Source organism: Streptomyces sp. NPDC021115 (assembly GCF_044333065.1).
Lineage (GTDB): Bacteria > Actinomycetota > Actinomycetes > Streptomycetales > Streptomycetaceae > Streptomyces.
This window is the reverse complement of record NZ_JBIRQF010000032.1, coordinates 32322-49841: the sequence shown is the minus strand read 5'-3', so window position 1 is coordinate 49841 and position 17520 is coordinate 32322. Positions and strand designations below refer to the sequence as shown.

Genomic DNA, 17520 nt, shown 5'->3' with positions numbered 1-17520 from the left:
GCGTCGTGCCCCTGGGCGCCATGCCCCGGCCCCGGCTGCGTGCCACTTCCCCGTGGCGGTGTCGGCCCGACCGGGTCAGGCGCCCCCGATCGTCCGAAATGGAGTTCCCGGAATGACAGCACACGGAGGCCACGCCGACCCTGCCGAGCTGCTGGGCCGGCTCGCCCAGCAGGGCATCCGCCTGCGGCTGGTCGACGGTGACCACATCGAGGTGCGCGCCACCGCCGGCTCGCTCCCCGACCAGATTCGGCAGGAACTCACCGAGCACAAGGCGGAGCTGGTCGCCCTGCTCAAGCAGGGCGACGCTGCCCGGCAGACCGGCGCGCTCCCGCAGGTCGTCCGCGACGAGCAGCGGCGCTACGAACCGTTCCCGCCGTCTGACCTCCAGATGTCGTTCTTGGTCGGCAGCACTGCTCAGTTCGAGTACCACGTCCGGCCGCACCAGTACATGGAGTTCGACTTCGCGGAACTCGACGCCGCGCGCTTCGAGGCCGCGCTCAACCGCATGCTGCACCGCCAGCGCGACAGCCTGGTGGTGGTGCGCGACGACCTCCAGCTGGAGACCGTCCGTGACCCCGTGCCCGTGAAGGTCCGGGTCACGGACGTCCGGCAGGCCCCCGAGGCCGAGGCGCGCGCCGTTGTCGAGCGGACCCGGGACGAGATGCAGGCGGCCGAACTCCCGCTGGACACCTGGCCCTGGATGGACGTGCGGATCACTCGCTACGGTGACGGCCGGGCCCGGCTGCACTACAACAACAACAACTTCTTCAGCGACGGCCCCGGCACCGGCCGTTTCCTCGACAGTGTGCTGCGCAGCTACCACCACCCGTCCGAGACCCTGCCGGAACTGGAACTGGCCTATCGCGACTGCGTGCTGGCGCTGGCCGCCCTGGAAGAGTCGGAGCGCGGCGAAGCCTCGAGGAAGTACTGGTGCGGCCGGATGGCCGACTGGCCGGAAGCGCCGAACCTGCCGCTGGTGAGCGGCACGGACACCCGTACCAGGGTGCAGCTCACCCGCCGCGAGTTCACCCTGACCGCCGGCCAGTGGACCCGCTTCAAGCAGCGGGCGACGGACAACGGTGTCACCGCGACCAATGCCGTGTATGCGGTCTACGCCGAACTTGTGGCGTACTGGTCCGGGTCCCGGCACTTCCTGCTGAACAACATGATGACCCACCGGCTGCCGATCCATCCGCAGATCTCGGAGGTGGTCGGCAACTTCGCTTCGCTGTACCCGCTGGAGGTCGACTGGCGGCACGACGAGACCTTCCGGGACCGGGCACGACGGCTGCAGAGCCAGGTCATGACCGACATGGAACACACCTACTGGAGCGGGGTGAAGGTCCTCCAGACGCTCAATCAGGTACGGCGGACGCCCGGTCGCGCGACATGCCCGTTCGTGATCGGCAGCGGACTGTTCATGGGCCACCTCGACCAGCCGGTCTTCAGCCATCTGGAAACGCCACAGGTGCTGCTCGATAACCAGTTCTGGGAGCAGAGCGATGGCGGCCTCTGGGTAGTCTGGGACCTGGTGGAGACCATGTTTCCAGCCGGGCTGGTCGATGCCATGCACACGGCCTACCGTGACCTGCTCCTGCTGCTCGCGGACGACCCGGCCGCCTGGGCACGCGGCTCCTTCGGCCTGCTGCCGGACGGACAGCGCGAACGTCGCGCTGTGGTCAACGACACGGTCTGTGAAATACCCGAGGGCCTGCTCGGCCGCGCACTGGCCCGGCAGGCCGGCCGACGTCCCGGGGCTCCGGCCGTGGTGGCGGCGGACGGTGTCACGGACTACGCGGAACTGCACGCCCGCGCCCGGGACGTGGCCGCCATCCTGCACCGCTACGGTGTCCGGCCCGGCGACAAGGTCGCCGTCGTCCTGCCGAAGGGCGGTGAACAGATCGCCGCTGTCCACGGGGTGCTCGCGGCCGGGGCCGCCTATGTGCCCATAGACCCCGGTTGGCCCCGCGAGCGCGTGGGCGAACTCCTGGTGGACGCGCGGGTCGCCGCAGTGCTCACTTCGCCGGACGCACGGAACGTCCTTGCTCTGGACGCCGGCTGCCCGGTGCTGACGGTCGCCGACGCGGAGCTGGTGGAGGGCTCAGTGCCCACGCACGAGGGTGACCCCGGGGACACCGCCTACGTCATCTACACCTCGGGGTCCAGCGGCAAGCCCAAGGGTGCGGTGCTCGACCACCGTGGGCCGCTGAACACCGTGGTCGACATCAACCGCAGATTCGGCATCGGCCAGGACGATGTGGTCTTCGGCGTCTCCTCGCTCTGCTTCGACCTCTCCGTCTACGACGTCTTCGGCACCGCCGAGGCCGGTGCGACCTTGCTGCTGCCCCCGGCCGGAGCCGCGAGCCCGGGACAGTGGGCGGATCTGGTGCTGGAACACGGTGTCACGGTCTGGAACTCGGTACCGGCGATGATGCAGCTGTTCGCGGAGGCCGCCGAGCAGGCCGGGCTCACCTTCCCTGCACTGCGCGTGGTGCTGCTGAGCGGCGACTGGATACCGGTCCGACTCCCGGACCTGATCGCCCGGATCGCGCCCCATGCGCGGGTCGTGAGCCTCGGCGGCGCCACCGAAGCCTCGATCTGGTCCATCCACCACCCGATTGACCGGGTCGATCCGGCCTGGTCGAGCATCCCCTACGGTCGTCCGCTGGGAAACCAGACCTGGCGGGTACTGGACGCGGTGGGCCGTGACGTCCCCGACTGGGTCACCGGCAACCTGTTCATCGGCGGTTGCGGTGTCGCACTCGGCTACCTCCACGACCCCGACCGGACGGCGGCCTCCTTCGTCACCGACCCGGTCACCGGCGAGCGGCTGTACCGGACCGGCGACCTCGGCCGCTATCTGCCGAACGGCGACATCGAATTTCTGGGACGCGCCGACTTCCAGGTCAAGATCCAGGGATTCAGGGTGGAACCGGGCGAGATCGAGCATGCGTTGGCCCAGCACCCGGCCGTGCGGCATGCGGTCGTCGTCGCCCGCGCCTCCGGCTCGGGACAGCAGCTCGCCGGCTATGTCGTCGCCGAGCCGGACGTACTGCGTCCGGAGCCGGAGGAACTGCGTACCTATCTCGCGGAACGGCTGCCTGGCCACCTCGTACCGAGCTTCGTCGTCGTCGTCGACGGGCTGCCGCTCACGGCCAACGGCAAGCTGGACCGCCGCGCGCTGGAGGCCATGGGCCCGGCGCAGGACGGCCCGACCCGTTCGTACACGGCGCCCCGCACGGAGACCGAGAAGGTCCTCGTGGAGATCTGGGAGTCGGTCCTTGAAGTCGAACCGGTCGGCGTCCACGACGACTTCTTCGACCTTGGCGGGCAGTCCTTCGCGGCGCTGCGCGTCATCGGCCTGGTCGGCACCCGGCTGGGTCTGCGCGCCCCGCTCGGGGCACTGCTGGAGCACCGGACGGTCGCCGCGCTCGGCGCACTGCTGGAGGCCGGGCAGGACGAGTGGTCCCCGCTGGTGGCGCTCGATGACACGGGTGACGGGACCCCCTGGGTGATGGTGCACCCGGCTGGCGGGAACGTGCTCTGCTACCGGGGACTGGCGGAACTGCTGGACGGGCCCGCGTACGCCTTCCAGGCGCCCGGCCCGGGCGTGGGCAGGGAGCCACTGGACTCCGTTGAGGCACTGGCCGAGTGCTACGCCCAGGCGCTGCTCGCCGCTCACCCGCACGGTCCCTACCGGCTGGCTGGCTGGTCGTCCGGCTCCGTGATCGCCTTCGAGCTGGCCCGGCTGCTGGAGCAGCGGGGCGAAACCGTGGAGCGGCTCGTGGTGATCGACTCACCAGCTCCGGACCAGGGGGCCTCCAAGGCGGCCGAGCCCGACGATGCGGCCATGCTCCTGTGGTTCCTGGAGGATCTGGACGTCGGCTTCGCCCCGGCGGCGGTTCGCCCCGCCGTGGCGGCCGAACTGGCCGCCGCCCCGGTGCCGGAGCGGCTGCCCCGGGTCGTGGCACTGGCCCAGGAACAAGGCCTCGACGTCCCTGACGCCGCCGACCTGGCACAGAGCTGGCCGGTGTTTCGAGGGGTCATCACCGCTTGCCATCGCTATCGGGCGGCTACGGTCGCGGCCGACATCACCGTGGTCCGGGCGGCGCACGGGACAGTGAGCGAGTTCGCGGACCATCCGCACACGGGCTCGGCGGATTGGGGCTGGGCCTCGCTCACCAGCGGCCGGGCCGCCGCCACGCGCACCGACGGCACCCACCACACACTGCTCACCGACGCCCACGTCGCGGCCGTCGCCGCGCTCATGACCAGCTGTCCCGCTCAGCACTGACCCCAGGGGAGGACCCGCGATGGACCACGATCTGATATCGGAACTCCAGCAGCTCGGCATCAAGCTGAGGCTCTCCGGGGACAGTCTCGATGTGATTGCGCCGCCCGGCGCACTCACCGCCTCGCTTCGTGACGAACTACGAGCGCGGCGCGACGAGTTGGTGACCCTGCTGCGTGCCACCGAGAAGGGTGCCGAGCCGGTGACGCTCACCGCCCGGCCGGGCGAGCGTAACGAGCCGTTCGCTCTGACGGACATTCAGCATGCCTACTGGATCGGCCACAACCGCGCCCTGGAACTGGGCGGGGTTGCGACACATTTCTACTTCGAGCTCGACCGCGACGGCCTCGATGTGGCACGCCTGGAGAGGGCCCTGCGGAAGGTGATCGCCCGACACGACATGCTGCGCGCGGTGATCGGGCCGGACGGCCGCCAGCGGGTGCTCCCCGAAGTCCCTGAGTACGGGATCCGGTTCTACGACAAGAGTGACGCAACCGAGAACGCCTTCGAGGAGCACCTGCGGACCCTGCGGGGCGAGCTCGACCACCAGGTCCTCGCCCCAGACACCTGGCCGCTGTTCGACATCCGCGCGACCCGGCATCGCGAGGGGCTCCGCCTGCACATCAGCCTCGACCTGCTCATCATGGACGCCTACAGCTTCAACCTGTTCTTCCGTGACTGGCAGCACCACTACGAGGACGAGACCTGGCAGCCGGAGTCGTTCGCGATCGGCTACCGGGACTTTGTCCTTGCCGAGGAGGAAAAGCGTGACGGGGCCCGCTACCGGGCCGCCGAGAAGTACTGGCTGGACAGACTCGACGAACTGGCGCCCGCCCCCGACCTGCCCCTGGCGAACCAGCCCGGTTCGGCGGACCGCACGGTCTTCACCCGGCGCCGGGCCGGCCTGCCCCGCGAGCAGTGGGAGTTGGTCAAGAAGATTGCCCGGGAACGTGGCCTCACCCCGTCCTCCGTCCTGCTGGCGGCCTTCACCGACGTGCTGCGCCTCTGGTCGCTGCAGAGCGACTTCACCCTCAACCTGACGCTCTTCAACCGGCCCACCGAGATCCACCCGCAACTCGCCGAGATCATCGGCGACTTCACCTCACTGATCCTGCTTCAGGTGAGTGGCGCCCAGGATCAGTCCTTCGCGCTGCGGACCGCGGGTTTCCAGCAGCAGCTGATGAAGGACCTGGAACACGCGTCGTACAGCGGTGTTCGGGTTCTGCGGGAGCGGGCGCGGCGGCTCGGCAGCGGCCCCGGGGCCGGGATGCCGATCGTCTTCACCAGCGCGCTCGGCTTCTCGGGCGATGCCGACGCGATGGACGGTATGGCCTTCTTCGGCGAGTACCGCCACGGAGTGAGTCAGACCCCCCAGGTCTGGCTCGACCACCAGGTGATGGAGGAGAACGGGGAACTGGTCTTCAACTGGGACGCGGTGGAGGCCTTGTTCCCCGAGGGCCTGCTCGACGACATGTTCGCCGCCTTCCGCACACTGCTGGGCCGGTTGAGCAGCGAGCCGAGCCTCTGGGACGCCCTCGGCCCGACGGTCTCGGCGCCGCGCCCGCAGCTCGAACAGCGTGACGGAGTCAACGCCACCGGTCTCGATCTGCCCGGCGGGACCCTGCTCGGCATCGTTGCCGAGCAGGCGCTCCGTACCCCGGACGCCACGGCTGTGCTGTCCGATGAATGCCGGCTCGGCTACGGCGACGTGATGGCCTCGGCGTACCGGCTCGCGCACAGGCTCGCGGGGCTCGGTGCCGCCACCGGCACACTGGTCGGCGTCGTGCTGGACAAAAGCCCGGAGCAAGTCCCTGCGGTCCTCGGAGTGGTGGCCTCCGGCGCGGCCTACCTGCCGGTCGATCCGCAGTGGCCCGCGGCCCGCCGCCAGCAGGTGATGGAGTCCGGCCGGGTGAGGATCGTGGTCACGTCGTCCCGGTACCGCGACGAGCTGCCCTGGCCCGACGGGACGGTCCTGGTGACCCTGGACGACGCCGAGACGCTGGCGCAGCCGGACTCGGCCCCGGCTACCGGACCGTCCCCTGAGGATCTTGCCTATGTGATTTTCACATCCGGCTCCACCGGCGTCCCGAAGGGCGTGATGATCGACCACCGCGGAGCCGTGAACACCATCCAGGACCTCAACCGGCGCTTCTCGGTGGGCCCGGCGGACCGTGTGCTCGGCCTCTCGGGGCTGACCTTCGACCTCTCTGTCTACGACGTCTTCGGCACGCTCGCGGCCGGCGGCACCCTTGTGCTGCCGAGCGCCGAACGCTCACACGACCCCGGCTGCTGGGCCGAGCTGGCGGAGCGCCACGGCGTCACCGTGTGGAACTCGGTGCCTGCTCTGATGCAGCTGTGGGTCGACTCGTCCGCTCGCCTGTCCGAGGGGCGGTCCGGTGATCTGCGGCTCGTGCTGCTTAGTGGCGACTGGATCCCGGTGGCGCTGCCTGACGCGGTCCGCGCCCGGCACCCGCGGGCCGAGGTCATCAGCCTGGGCGGGGCCACCGAGGCGTCCATCTGGTCGGTGCACCACCCGATCGGCGAGGTCCCGCCGGAGTGGACCAGGATCCCGTACGGCAAGCCCCTGGCCAACCAGACCTTGCATGTCCTCGACGACCGGTTCGAGGCACGCCCGGTGTGGGCTACCGGCGAGATCTGGATCGGTGGCACGGGCGTGGCCAAGGGCTACTGGGCCGACCCGGAGCGCACTGCGGAGCGCTTCGTGCCCCACCCGAAGTCGGGTGAACTGCTCTACCGCACCGGCGACATGGGCCGCTATCTGCCAGACGGAGACATCGAGTTCCTCGGCCGCCGCGATTTTCAGGTGAAGATCAACGGTTACCGGGTGGAACTCGGCGAGATCGCCGCCACCCTGGAGCGGCTCTCCGGAGTGAGCCGAGCGATCGCCCGGGTGCACACCAACCCCGCCACCGGCCGTCGTCAGCTCGTCGCCTACGCCGTCCCGGCCGCGGCCGGGACGGCGGAGAGCGCGGAGCTGCTCGCGGAGCTGGCGGAGCTACTCCCCGAATACATGGTCCCCAAGCACTGCCTGTTCATCGACGCCATCCCTCTCAGCGCCAACGGCAAGGTCGACGTAGCCCGGCTGCCCACACCCTGGAGCGAGCTTGACGCCTACGAGATCGTCGCTCCCCGCGACGAGACCGAGGTGGCTGTGGCAGCCATCTGGGCACAGGCCATGGAGTTCGACGGCTTCGGGGTGGAGGACAACTTCTTCGAGATCGGTGGCGACTCCCTGCACGCAGTGCAGATCCTGACCCGGGTGCGGAAGGAGTTCCACTGGGAGGGCGACACCGAAGAAGGTCTCCAACTGCTCTTCGAGAACCCCACGGTCGCCGGACTGGCCGCCCTGCTCAAGGCCCGGCAGGAGGCATGACCCGGTGAGTACGGAAACGGAAGTCCTGTACTGGGACGACGTGGTCGTCGGCGCGGGTTCGGCCGGCGCGGTGCTCGCCGCCCGCCTGTCGGAGGAGCCCGGACGCCGGGTCCTGCTGATCGAGGCCGGGGAGCTCCCCGGCAACGCGGACGAGCGGGCCGGAGCGCCGGTCCTCACCGGCCGCAACTGGGACTACACGGCACTGCCATCGGAGGGCGGCAGACGGGAGTTCCCGTACAGGATCGGCAAAGTCGTCGGTGGCTCCTCCGCCGTCAACGGCGCGCTCGCGCTGCGTCCCTTGCCCGCGGACCTCGACGCCTGGACGGCTGCCGGGAACACCGAGTGGGGCTGGGAGCAGCTGCGGCCGTATCTGATCGGCCTGGAGACGGACCTGGACTTCAACGGGCCGGAGCACGGCACGGACGGGCCGGTACCGATCCGCCGGGCCGCCGTGGATTCTCTTGCCACCACGGCCGCGGCCTTCCTCGACGGCTGTGCGCGACGTGGGCTGCCGGTCCTCGAGGACCTGAACTCCGGCGCTGCGCTGGGGGCCGGGGTCACGCCGGTCAACGCCGTCGGCGACCGCCGGATCTCGTCGGCCGAGAGCCACCTTGCGGCGGCTCGCGCACGGACTGGCCTGACGCTCTGGACCAAGACCCTGGCGGCCCGGGTTCTGCTGGACGGACGGAACAGGGCCACCGGGGTCGAGGTATGGCGCGACCGACGGCTCCAGCGCGTGGCGGCCGGCCGGGTGACGCTGGCCGCTGGAGCGATCAACACTCCTGCGGTGCTCCAGCGTTCCGGCATCGGCGACCCCGGGCTGCTGGCTGGACTTGGCATCACCCCCGCCCTGGACCTGTCTGGAGTAGGACAGAACCTCACCGACCACCCCGCGGTCGTGCTCTGGTCCGAACCCCGCCCCGGCGTCTGCCGGGCGGGAGACAGCTGGCACCAGGTGACCGCCCGCTGCACGTCCGCTCCGGCTCGCGGAACGCCGGACATCGGGCTGTTTCTGCTGGACGCGGTACCCACTGCGGCGAATCCGTTGATCGGAGGCATGCTCCGGGCCGAGCTCGCCGTAGGGCTGTCCGCCATGGTGCTGCGGCCTGTCTCCCGGGGCAGGGTCACGATCCGGGACACTGCCCCCGAAACCGCACCGGAGATCGTGCTCGGCCTGGCCAGCGAGTCGGCCGATGTCGAGCTGCTGATGGCCGCCGTCCGGCAGGCATGGGAGGTACTGCGGTCGTCACCGATGGCCGGGCTGCTGGAACGGGTGCTCGTCTGGACCGACCGGATGGTACGCGAGGACCGGATGCTGCGTAGCGCCGTCACCCGTTTCGTCTCGCCCAGCTGGCACGCCGTCGGCACGGCCCGGATGGGCCCGGCGGATGACCCAGGCTCCGTGGTGGACCAGCGCTGCGCCGTCCATGGCGCTACAGGGCTGTACGTCGTCGACGCCTCGGTGTTCCCCACGATGACCAGCACCCCGCCCAACCTGACCTGTCTCGCACTCGCAGAAAGGGCGGCACGATGGATGAGCTGACCCGTACCCCGGCTCTCGCCCGGTCCGGCGCGTGGGCCGTCCGCCGCAAGCCGCTGCCGGAGGCCCGGATCCGGCTCCTCTGCCTGCCCCACGCCGGTGGAGGCGCGACCGTTTTCCGCGCCTGGAGGCAGCGCCTGGAGCCGGAGATCGAGGTCGTGCCGATCCGGCTCCCGGGGCGTGAGTCCCGCTTCGGGGAACGCCCCTACAAGCGCCTCGACGACCTGCTGCCGCCGCTCCTACGGGATGTCACCCCGCTGTTCGACCGGCCGCACGCCTGGTTCGGTCACAGCATGGGCGCCGGTATCGCCTTCGAGCTGTGCCGGGCACAGCGTCGGCTCGGCCTGCCCGAGCCGGTCAGGCTGCTCGTCGCCGGGTTGCCCGCGCCGCACGTGCCACGCCGGGCGACCCCTGTGCATGACGCTCCTTCGGAAGAGATTTTTTCCCGACTGGGAGAGTTGCACGGAGGACTGGCCGAGCCGCACGCCGACAACCCGATGCTGAACGTCATGCTGCCCACCCTGCGGGCCGACTTCGCGGTAGCCGAGACGCACACCCACCGTCCCGGCCCGGCATTGGGCTGTCCGGTTACCGTCTATGGCGGCCGATCGGACGCTTCCACCACGAGGGAGGAACTCGCGGCCTGGTCAAAGCATTCGGTTGCCGATACGACTATCCGTCTCTTCCCTGGCGGGCACTTCTTCCCGCACGACGACCCGGACGGCTTCCTGCCGGTTCTGGCGGACGACCTGCTCGGCCGGCGGTCGCACAACGAGCCTGTGAGCAGCGGGGCATACGGTCACTGACGCGGTGCGGTGCGACGGTGGAACACAGCCAGTGCTTTAGCGGCGCGGGTGAAACTGAGCCATGCGGGCCGGTGCCCTGCTCAGGCCGCCGCCGCCGCTCCGTCTGCCCGATCCCCCGTTGCTCCCTCCGGGTAGGCGGAGCACCAACTGCGCCCGCTGGGTCCCGTGGCCAGCCGGGTGGCGGAGACGACCTCGCCCGCGAGCCGGAGCGAGACCAGGTTGTCGGCGACGCGCTTCTCCGGGCCGTAGTGGCCGTCGCCCGCCGCAGACTGCGCGGGGCCGGACGCCGGCCGTACAAGCGGGACTTCAGCACGCGCCAGCACGCTGCTGCCGGGCGCACGCCCCGTGCCGCCCGCTCGGGAGCATGACGGAAGGACCGCAATGCAGGAGATACAGGAGACGGACAAGGCCCGGGCGCCAGCAGCCGCAGAGGACCGGCCGGATCCGCGGCGCTGGTGGGTGCTCGGGGTGCTGTCCCTCGCCCTCTTCGTGATCGTCCTCAACAACAGCCTGCTCAATGTCGCCCTGCCCAGCATGAGGCGGGACCTGGGCGCGAGCATCGGCGAGACCCAGTGGGTCGTCGACAGCTATGCCCTGGTCCTCGCAGCCGGTCTGCTCACCGCCGGCACCCTGTCCGACCGCTATGGCCGCAAGCGAGCCACGCTGCTCGGCATGGCCCTGTACGGAGGGGGCAGCCTGATCGCGCTCACCGCGCAGGGCACCGGCCAGCTGATCGCCGCTCGGGCCGTTATGGGGGTGGCCGCGGCGATGGTCATGCCGGGCACTCTGTCGATCCTGGTGGACGTGTTCCCGGAACGGGAGCGGCCCCGGGCGATCGCCGTGTGGGGCAGCACATCCGCCCTGGGGGTGGCAGTGGGCCCGGTGCTCGGCGGCGCTCTGGCCGCCCACCTCGGGTGGGGCTCGGTGTTCCTGGTGAACCTGCTGCCGGTAGCCGTCGTGCTGACCGCGGGCGTCTTCCTGCTGCCGGAGTCGGCGGCGACAGTACCGCGCCCGATGGACCCGGTGGGCGCCATCCTGGGCGGCGCCGCCATGGTGGGGCTGGTGTACGGCGCCATCCACGCATCGGGCGAGGGATGGACGTCGACGCCGGTGCTCGGCGCGTTCGGCGCGGCGCTCGTCGCCGGTGGTGCGTTCACCGTCTGGGAGCGGCGGCATCCGAGCCCGATGGTGGACTTCGGGCTGCTGCGCCGGCCGGTCTTCATAGGTGCGAGCGCGGGGATCACGCTGCTGTTCAGCGGTGTGGCGGGCACGCTGTTCGTGCTGACCCAGTACCTCCAGTTCAGCCTCGGATACAGCCCGTTGCGGGCCGGACTGGCGATCGCCCCCCTCGCGGTCGCGGTCGGGCTGGGCTCATCCGTCTCACCCTGGCTGGCCCGGCGCACCGGCCCGCGCGGCGGGGTGACGACGGGCCTCGTGGTGGCCGCCGCAGGCATCTTGACGCTGGCCGCGGACGGAGCGTACCCGGGCATTCTGGTCGGACTGGCCCTCTTGGGTATCGGCACCGGTGTGGCGTTGTCCCCGGCGACGGACACCGTGCTGCGACTGGTGCCGCCGGAGCGCTCGGGCAATGCGTCCGCGCTCAACGACACCATGCTGGAGCTGGGCAACGCCATGGGTGTGGCCGTCGTGGGCTCCGTGCTCGCCCAGCGGGCCGGCGACCCGCACGGTGCCGCCCCGTCCGACTTCGAGAGCTCTGCCGCCGCCGGTTTCGGCGCCGCTGCGGCGATCGTCGCCGTGGGCGTCGTGCTGGCCTGCGTGCTGCTGCCGGGACCGGCGTGGCCCGGGCGTCGGGCTCCGGTTCACGGGGGAGCGGAGGTGGAGAAGGATGCGCCGGAGGGATCCGGTCCAGCGACCCGCCAGCCGACCGTACCCCGCTCCTGACCGAGGGCGACCTCATCGACGACCGGGTGCCCGTCATCGCCTTCAGCCGAGTCGTTGCAAGGCGCCGAGCGGCCAGTCAGCCAAAGCAACCAGCGGGAGCACCCCAACCAGGCAATGACTGAACGAACGAACCTGACGTCCTGTCAACCCGCCCTGACCAGCGGATGAACGCCTCCCGCACACCGGGGGAACCTCACCTCTAGACCAGCCGCCTTTAGCGGCTCCAAAGCAGGACCTCTGACCATGCGAACAAGGGGTGGGGCCGCTTGGACGGTCCGCCGTCCCCGGCAGGCTGTCATCGTTTAGGGGGACCATTGACCACACGCACGCTTGACTCTGTAGCCGCAACGGCAACTGTGGCCGGGACCGCAAACGCAGTCGGTTCCCAGCACGCCGATCGGATCTCCAATGCAGCCGAGGTGTTCCTCGGCGAGGCCGCCACTGTCCATCCCAGCGCACCGGCGGTGCGGGACCGCTACGGCGTCTGGACCTACTCGGAACTGGACGCGGCGGCCGACTCCTTCGCCCGGATCCTGGACGGATACGGCATCCGACCGGGTGACCGCGTGATGGTCCGGGTCGGCAGTATCCGAGAGTTTGCCGCGCTGCTCTTCGGTACCTGGAGGCGTGGAGCGGTCCTTGTCCCGATCAACCCCGCAATGAAGTCCTTCCACCTGCAACCGGTGCTGGCCGACTCCGCGCCGGCGCTGATCGTGGCGGAGACAGCGGAACGGGAGGAGGCCGACGGGCAGCGCTGGCCGGCAGGGGCGCCGGTCGTAGTCTGCTCCGAGCTGGACCTTACTGGGCCCGCGGATCCGGGGGGGCGTACCCAGGCCGAGGTGCCTGCCGACCGACTGGCACTGCTGATCTACACCTCCGGCAGCACCGCTGCGCCCAAGGCGGTAGCGTGCCCTCACGCGCAGGTGGCCTTCGCCGCTCGCGCGGTCGCGCAGCGGCTGAACTACCGCTCGGACGATGTCGTGCTCACCGCGGTGCCGCTCTCCTTTGATTACGGCCTCTACCAGATCCTGCTCTCCGCGTTGGCCGGTGCCGAACTGCTGCTGTCGGGCCCGGAGAGCCGCGCCCGGCTGTTGGGGTTCGCCCGCGACCACGGTGCGACCGTCGTGCCGCTGGTGCCCTCGCTCGGTGAGCTGCTGGTGCGCCTGGCCTCCCGCGATCCGCGGCCGACTCGAATCCGGCTGTTCACCAACACCGGTGCGGCGCTCAGCACTTCGCTGATCACCTCGCTGCGGGACACCTTCCCTGGCGCAGCCGTGGTTCCGATGTACGGAACCGCCGAGTGCAAGCGGATCACCGCCCTGGAACCCGACGGGGACCTGGCACGACCGGCCTCGGTGGGGCGTGCGCTGCCCGGCACCGAGGTGCTGGTCGTGGACGAAGACGGGCGGCGGCTGTCCCCATTCGAGATAGGCGAGATCGCGGTGCGCGGACCACATGTGATGGCGGGGTACTGGCGGGCCCCGGAGGCCACAGCGCTGCGTTTCCGGCCGAGCCCGGAGGAGAATAGGGTCACGCTACACACTGGTGACTATGGCTGGCTGGACGAGGACGGATACCTGTACTTCCAGGGGCGGCGGGACGACCTGTTCAAGCGGCGCGGCTCGCGGATGAGCACGGTGGAGATCGAGACAGCGGTCCTGGATATCGACGGGGTCCGCGAGTCGGCCCTGCTGGCTCCGGAGGACGACCGAGACATGGTGCTCTTCGTCGTCGGTGAACTCACGGCGGAACAGGTGCTGGTGAGGCTCGCCGACCGGCTGGAGGCCGCCAAAGTGCCGGACCTGTGCCGGGTGCTGCCCGCCCTGCCGCTCATCGCCAACGGTCAGACCGACAGCAAGGCGTTGCGCGCCCTGGTGATGGCCGACACGGCTCAGCAGTGAAGTTCGGTTCTGAGAGTGCGGTACGTGAAATGTTGTCCGTTTCGTAGATGCCCTGCTGATCTGAACTCATCCGACGTGTCGTGCGATTGCCTCGCGCACCGGTTCGGAAAAGCGGACCATCAGCCCGACCGTCGGCCGCGCTAACCCTCGGACATGACGGACGCCGTGGGCCGGGAGTGTCAGTCGAGAGCAGTGAGGGTGAGGGGCGCCACCGGGATGATCGGGGTGCGGGGCGACTCCGCGTTCTCCTCCGCCAAGGTCGTCGCCGCCTGCCGCCGGGCAGGAGCCCCCCGAGACCGCCTGGACTGCGATCAAGTACTCCAAGGCGATCTGGGACAGGGACGAGAACCGCTGGGTCCCCGACGGACAGGTCGAGTTGTTCGCCGCCTGGCGCTTCCACGCCGTGTTCACCGACAGCTGCCTGCCGCTGGTGGAGGCCGAAAGTACCTCCCCCGCGCGCTGGGCACCCCGGCCTCCGCCTTCCACGCTAAGGGCCGGGCCGGCAGCATGCGCCGTCAACTCCGCTGTTTTGCGGCCTGGTTGACGCAGGAAATCCGCACACTGACCGGGTACTTCCCCGAGCGCTGTCCCTGGCAGGACGCCCTGGAGAACCTGTGCACAGCCCGCGGTCACCCGGCGCCCATCTCTGCCCACCAGCAGAAAACCACCGTGAGAGCCCCGAAATCTCTTCGTCGGCTTCTGCGCGGTGGATCCAGGGGGGAATGCATCAAGGCGCTTCCATGGCGCTGTCCGTCAAGGCCGGCCGCTCGCCAAGGCTGACCAGCGGCACCATCATGACCGGCGTTCACTAAAGCCTTGGATAAGCCAATCTTTCACGTCCGCTGACAGCGATGTAAGTTCGCCGAACGCTCGCCTCCTCGAGCGGGAACGGATTCACGCATCGTGATGAGCTGTGAGAGCTCAGGGGGTTGCCAGGTGTCCGCAACAGATCTCACCACTAGCGTCGTAACCGGAAGGCGGATGCCGGCCGCAGCGGTCATCGCCGGTCTCGGAACTTGTCTGCCGACCGCCGAGATCGACAACAACTCTCTGTCCAGAGATCTGGACACCAGCGACGCGTGGATCCGCACCCGCACGGGTGTCGAGGCCAGGCGCCGGGTCGATCCACAGACCTCGATGCGCGATCTGGCCTGTGCCGCCGGCGCGAACGCCCTGCGTTCGGCAGGTGTGAGCACGGCCGACGGCCTGATCCTCGCCACGTCCACTCCGGACCGCCCCTGTCCTGCCAGCGCCCCGGAGGTCGCCTCCCGCCTCGGTCTCGGTCAGGTGGCAGCGTTCGACGTGGCCGCGGTCTGTAGCGGCTTCATCTACGCGACCGCCTCGGCGGCGGGCCTGATAACCAGCGGAATACTCGACAGCGTCCTCGTCGTGGCCGCGGAGACCTACTCCCGCATCGTCGATCCTACCGACCGCGCCACGGCCGTGCTGTTCGGGGACGGCGCGGGTGCGGTTCTGCTGCGCCGCGGCACCGCGGACGAGCAGGGCGCCCTGCTCGCCTTCGATCTCGGCAGCGACGGGGCGGGCGGCGACCTGATCCATATCCCGGGCGTTGCCGAACAACCGACCGGAGAGCGCTGGTTCCGTATGTCGGGCCGGAAGGTCTACATACAGGCCATCGACCGGTTGGTGGGATCGGCGCTGCGGGTGACCAAGGACTGCGGCTGGGGTCCGGAGGACATCGAGGCCTTCGTACCTCATCAGGCGAACGCCCGCATCATCGACGCGGTCGGGGACCGCCTGGGGCTGCCGCCCCGGGCGGCGGTGACCAATGTGGCCCGGCTCGCCAACACGGCGGCCGCCTCCATCCCGCTCGCACTGGCCGACGGCGTCCGGTCAGGGCAGCTGAAACCCGGTGCCCGAACCGTACTCACCGCCTTCGGAGGCGGATTGACCTGGGGCTCCGTCGCCCTCACCTGGCCCGAGACCACACCTGTCGGCTCGGAGATCTGAACCCCCGACTTCATCTATCGAAGGGAATACGCTGATGTTCGTCGACTACCTCACCACCCTGCTCAGCGGCGTGTACCAGATCCCCGGCACCATTGACGCCGCGAAGTCCTTCCGCGAACTGGAGGTCGACTCGCTGTCTCTGGCCGAGCTCGCCGCGCAGCTGGAGGACGAGTTCTCGATTACCGTGGACGAGGAGGAACTGGGACCGCAGACCACGGTGATCGAGCTGTCCGAGTTCCTCGAGACCCGGGGGGCGGTCCTGTCGGCATGACCCGCCATACTCACTCCCGCCCCGATGTGACCATCACCGGCCTCGGGCTGGTGACGCCGGCCGGCGTGGACACCCAGTCGGCGTGGAAGACGACGTGTGAGGGGCGGCCCACGGCGGCGGCAGATCCACGCCTCGCAGGCCTGGGGGTTCCGTTCAGCTGTTCCGTGACGGACTTCGACGCCGAACTGACACTTGGTGTGGAAGCCCGGCGGATGGCCCCCTTCACCCAGTTCGCTGTCGCCGCCGCGCGAGCGGCCGTTGCCGACGCTGGGGCGGCCGACCACGTCTGGGATCCGACCCGGGTCGGCGTCGTGGTGGGAACCGGCATCGGGGGACAGGAAACATGGGAGGAGCAGGGCGCGCGCATGCGGGACAAGAGCCCGCGTGCGGTCAACCCGCTGACGGTTCCCAAGGCCATCGGTAACATCGCCGCGACAACCATCGCCATGGATCTCGGGCTGCACGGGCCGTCGTTCAGCACGTCCACCGCATGCGCCACCGGAACCACGGCGCTCGGGCTGTCCCTGGACCTGCTGCGGGCAGGCCGCTGTGACGTGGTGCTGGCCGGCGGCACCGAGGCCGCCGTGACACCGCTGGTCGCCACGGCTTTCGACCGGCTCAAGGCCCTGTCCCGACGGCAGGACGACCCGTCTGGCGCGTCGCGTCCCTTCGACCGGGACCGGGACGGCTTCGTGCTCGCGGAGGGCGCCGTCGTCCTCGTCCTGGAGCGGTCCGAGGATGCCCGGGCCCGCGGCCGCCGCGGCTACGCACGGGTGCTGGGGTACGGATCGACCACGGATGCCCATCACCTCACTGCCCCGGATCCAGAGGGCCGCATGGCACAACTCGCCATACTGCGGGCCTTGGAGGACGCGCAGCTCGACGCCGCGGACATCGGACTTGTCAACGCCCACGCCACCGGCACACCACAGGGCGACGCCGTCGAGGCCCGTCTGCTGGAGCGGGTCTTCGGGGACGATGTCGCGGTCACGTCGACCAAGGGGGTCACCGGCCATATGCTCGGCGCGGCCGGAGCCGTCGAGGCCGCGTTCACAGCCCTGTCGATACGTGACGGGCTGATACCGCCGACCGCTAACTTCCACACCCCCGGGTCGGACATCGCCCGGGTGGACATCGTCCACGGCAATGCCCGGTCCGCGCCGCTGTCCGCGGCCGTGAGCAATTCCTTCGGCTTCGGGGGGCACAACGCAGTGGTCGTTCTCGGCCGCGCCTGACCGCGAGGATCGGGCGCGGCGGGCGGCCCCGCTACCGCGGGCCGGTCTCGCCGGGTGCCGCTCAGGCGCGGACTTGAGTACGCCGAACTGCACGAGCGACTTGACTTGCCACTGCTGACCAGAGTCCTTGTCGCCGTCATGCCGTGGGTCGGAGCAAGGGAGGTACAAGTACTGCGGTCGGAGGTGTGGCGGCGTCGGAGGTGGGCCAT

At 70.1% G+C, this 17520-nt stretch carries 10 protein-coding genes; 9 read left to right on the top strand and 1 reads right to left on the bottom strand.

All coding sequences use genetic code 11. From position 1 onward, the window contains the following. Positions 1-112: 112 nt before the first annotated feature. From ACH4TL_RS44495 to ACH4TL_RS44480, 4 genes are read left to right on the top strand one after another with little or no spacing between them, the layout of a single operon-like run. On the top strand, positions 113-4294 hold the full coding sequence (locus ACH4TL_RS44495) for an amino acid adenylation domain-containing protein (RefSeq protein ID WP_398331109.1): 4182 nt from the start codon (positions 113-115) through the stop codon (positions 4292-4294). A gap of 19 nt (positions 4295-4313) precedes the next feature. Further along, positions 4314-7685, top strand: a complete 3372-nt coding sequence (locus tag ACH4TL_RS44490) for an amino acid adenylation domain-containing protein (protein WP_398331112.1) — start codon at positions 4314-4316, stop codon at positions 7683-7685. A 4-nt stretch (positions 7686-7689) separates the two neighbouring features. Continuing rightward, positions 7690-9228: a GMC family oxidoreductase gene (locus tag ACH4TL_RS44485; RefSeq protein ID WP_398331115.1), complete on the top strand. Its 1539-nt coding sequence runs from the start codon at positions 7690-7692 to the stop codon at positions 9226-9228. Further along, a complete protein-coding gene (locus ACH4TL_RS44480) occupies positions 9216-10031 on the top strand; it encodes a thioesterase II family protein (protein ID WP_398331118.1) in 816 nt (271 codons plus the stop codon). The genes ACH4TL_RS44485 and ACH4TL_RS44480 overlap by 13 nt, the downstream gene beginning before the upstream one ends. Before the next feature lie 80 nt (positions 10032-10111). On the opposite strand, the gene ACH4TL_RS44475 is transcribed toward ACH4TL_RS44480, so the two are convergent. Further along, positions 10112-10354 (bottom strand): hypothetical protein, encoded by a 243-nt coding sequence (locus ACH4TL_RS44475; RefSeq protein ID WP_398331121.1) that lies wholly within the window; start codon positions 10352-10354, stop codon positions 10112-10114. Between the two features lie 58 nt (positions 10355-10412). Between ACH4TL_RS44475 and ACH4TL_RS44470 the strand changes: the two genes are divergently transcribed. The 5 genes from ACH4TL_RS44470 (at position 10413) to ACH4TL_RS44450 (ending at position 17311) form a co-directional block, all read left to right on the top strand. Then, on the top strand, positions 10413-11933 hold the full coding sequence (locus ACH4TL_RS44470; RefSeq protein WP_398331124.1) for an MFS transporter: 1521 nt from the start codon (positions 10413-10415) through the stop codon (positions 11931-11933). A gap of 419 nt (positions 11934-12352) precedes the next feature. Beyond that, positions 12353-13834 carry a class I adenylate-forming enzyme family protein gene (locus ACH4TL_RS44465; protein ID WP_398331127.1) on the top strand — a complete coding sequence of 494 codons (1482 nt, stop codon included), beginning with the start codon at positions 12353-12355 and terminating at the stop codon, positions 13832-13834. A 981-nt stretch (positions 13835-14815) separates the two neighbouring features. Further along, a complete protein-coding gene (locus ACH4TL_RS44460; RefSeq protein WP_398331130.1) occupies positions 14816-15805 on the top strand; it encodes a beta-ketoacyl-ACP synthase III in 990 nt (329 codons plus the stop codon). 34 nt (positions 15806-15839) lie between these two features. Continuing rightward, a complete protein-coding gene (locus tag ACH4TL_RS44455) occupies positions 15840-16076 on the top strand; it encodes an acyl carrier protein (RefSeq protein ID WP_398331133.1) in 237 nt (78 codons plus the stop codon). Next, the gene (locus tag ACH4TL_RS44450) at positions 16073-17311 is read left to right on the top strand and encodes a beta-ketoacyl-[acyl-carrier-protein] synthase family protein (RefSeq protein WP_398331136.1); all 1239 of its coding nucleotides are present in this window, start codon (positions 16073-16075) and stop codon (positions 17309-17311) included. The genes ACH4TL_RS44455 and ACH4TL_RS44450 overlap by 4 nt, the downstream gene beginning before the upstream one ends. Positions 17312-17520 lie beyond the last annotated feature (209 nt).

Bases quoted from the DNA above. Each gene is read 5' to 3' on its own strand.
- ACH4TL_RS44455 (WP_398331133.1), top strand. From the start codon at position 15,840: ATGTTCGTCGACTACCTCACCACCCTGCTCAGCGGCGTGTACCAGATC.
- ACH4TL_RS44480 (WP_398331118.1), top strand. From the start codon at position 9,216: ATGGATGAGCTGACCCGTACCCCGGCTCTCGCCCGGTCCGGCGCGTGG.
- ACH4TL_RS44460 (WP_398331130.1), top strand. From the start codon at position 14,816: ATGCCGGCCGCAGCGGTCATCGCCGGTCTCGGAACTTGTCTGCCGACC.
- ACH4TL_RS44495 (WP_398331109.1), top strand. From the start codon at position 113: ATGACAGCACACGGAGGCCACGCCGACCCTGCCGAGCTGCTGGGCCGG.
- ACH4TL_RS44450 (WP_398331136.1), top strand. From the start codon at position 16,073: ATGACCCGCCATACTCACTCCCGCCCCGATGTGACCATCACCGGCCTC.
- ACH4TL_RS44470 (WP_398331124.1), top strand. From the start codon at position 10,413: ATGCAGGAGATACAGGAGACGGACAAGGCCCGGGCGCCAGCAGCCGCA.
- ACH4TL_RS44490 (WP_398331112.1), top strand. From the start codon at position 4,314: ATGGACCACGATCTGATATCGGAACTCCAGCAGCTCGGCATCAAGCTG.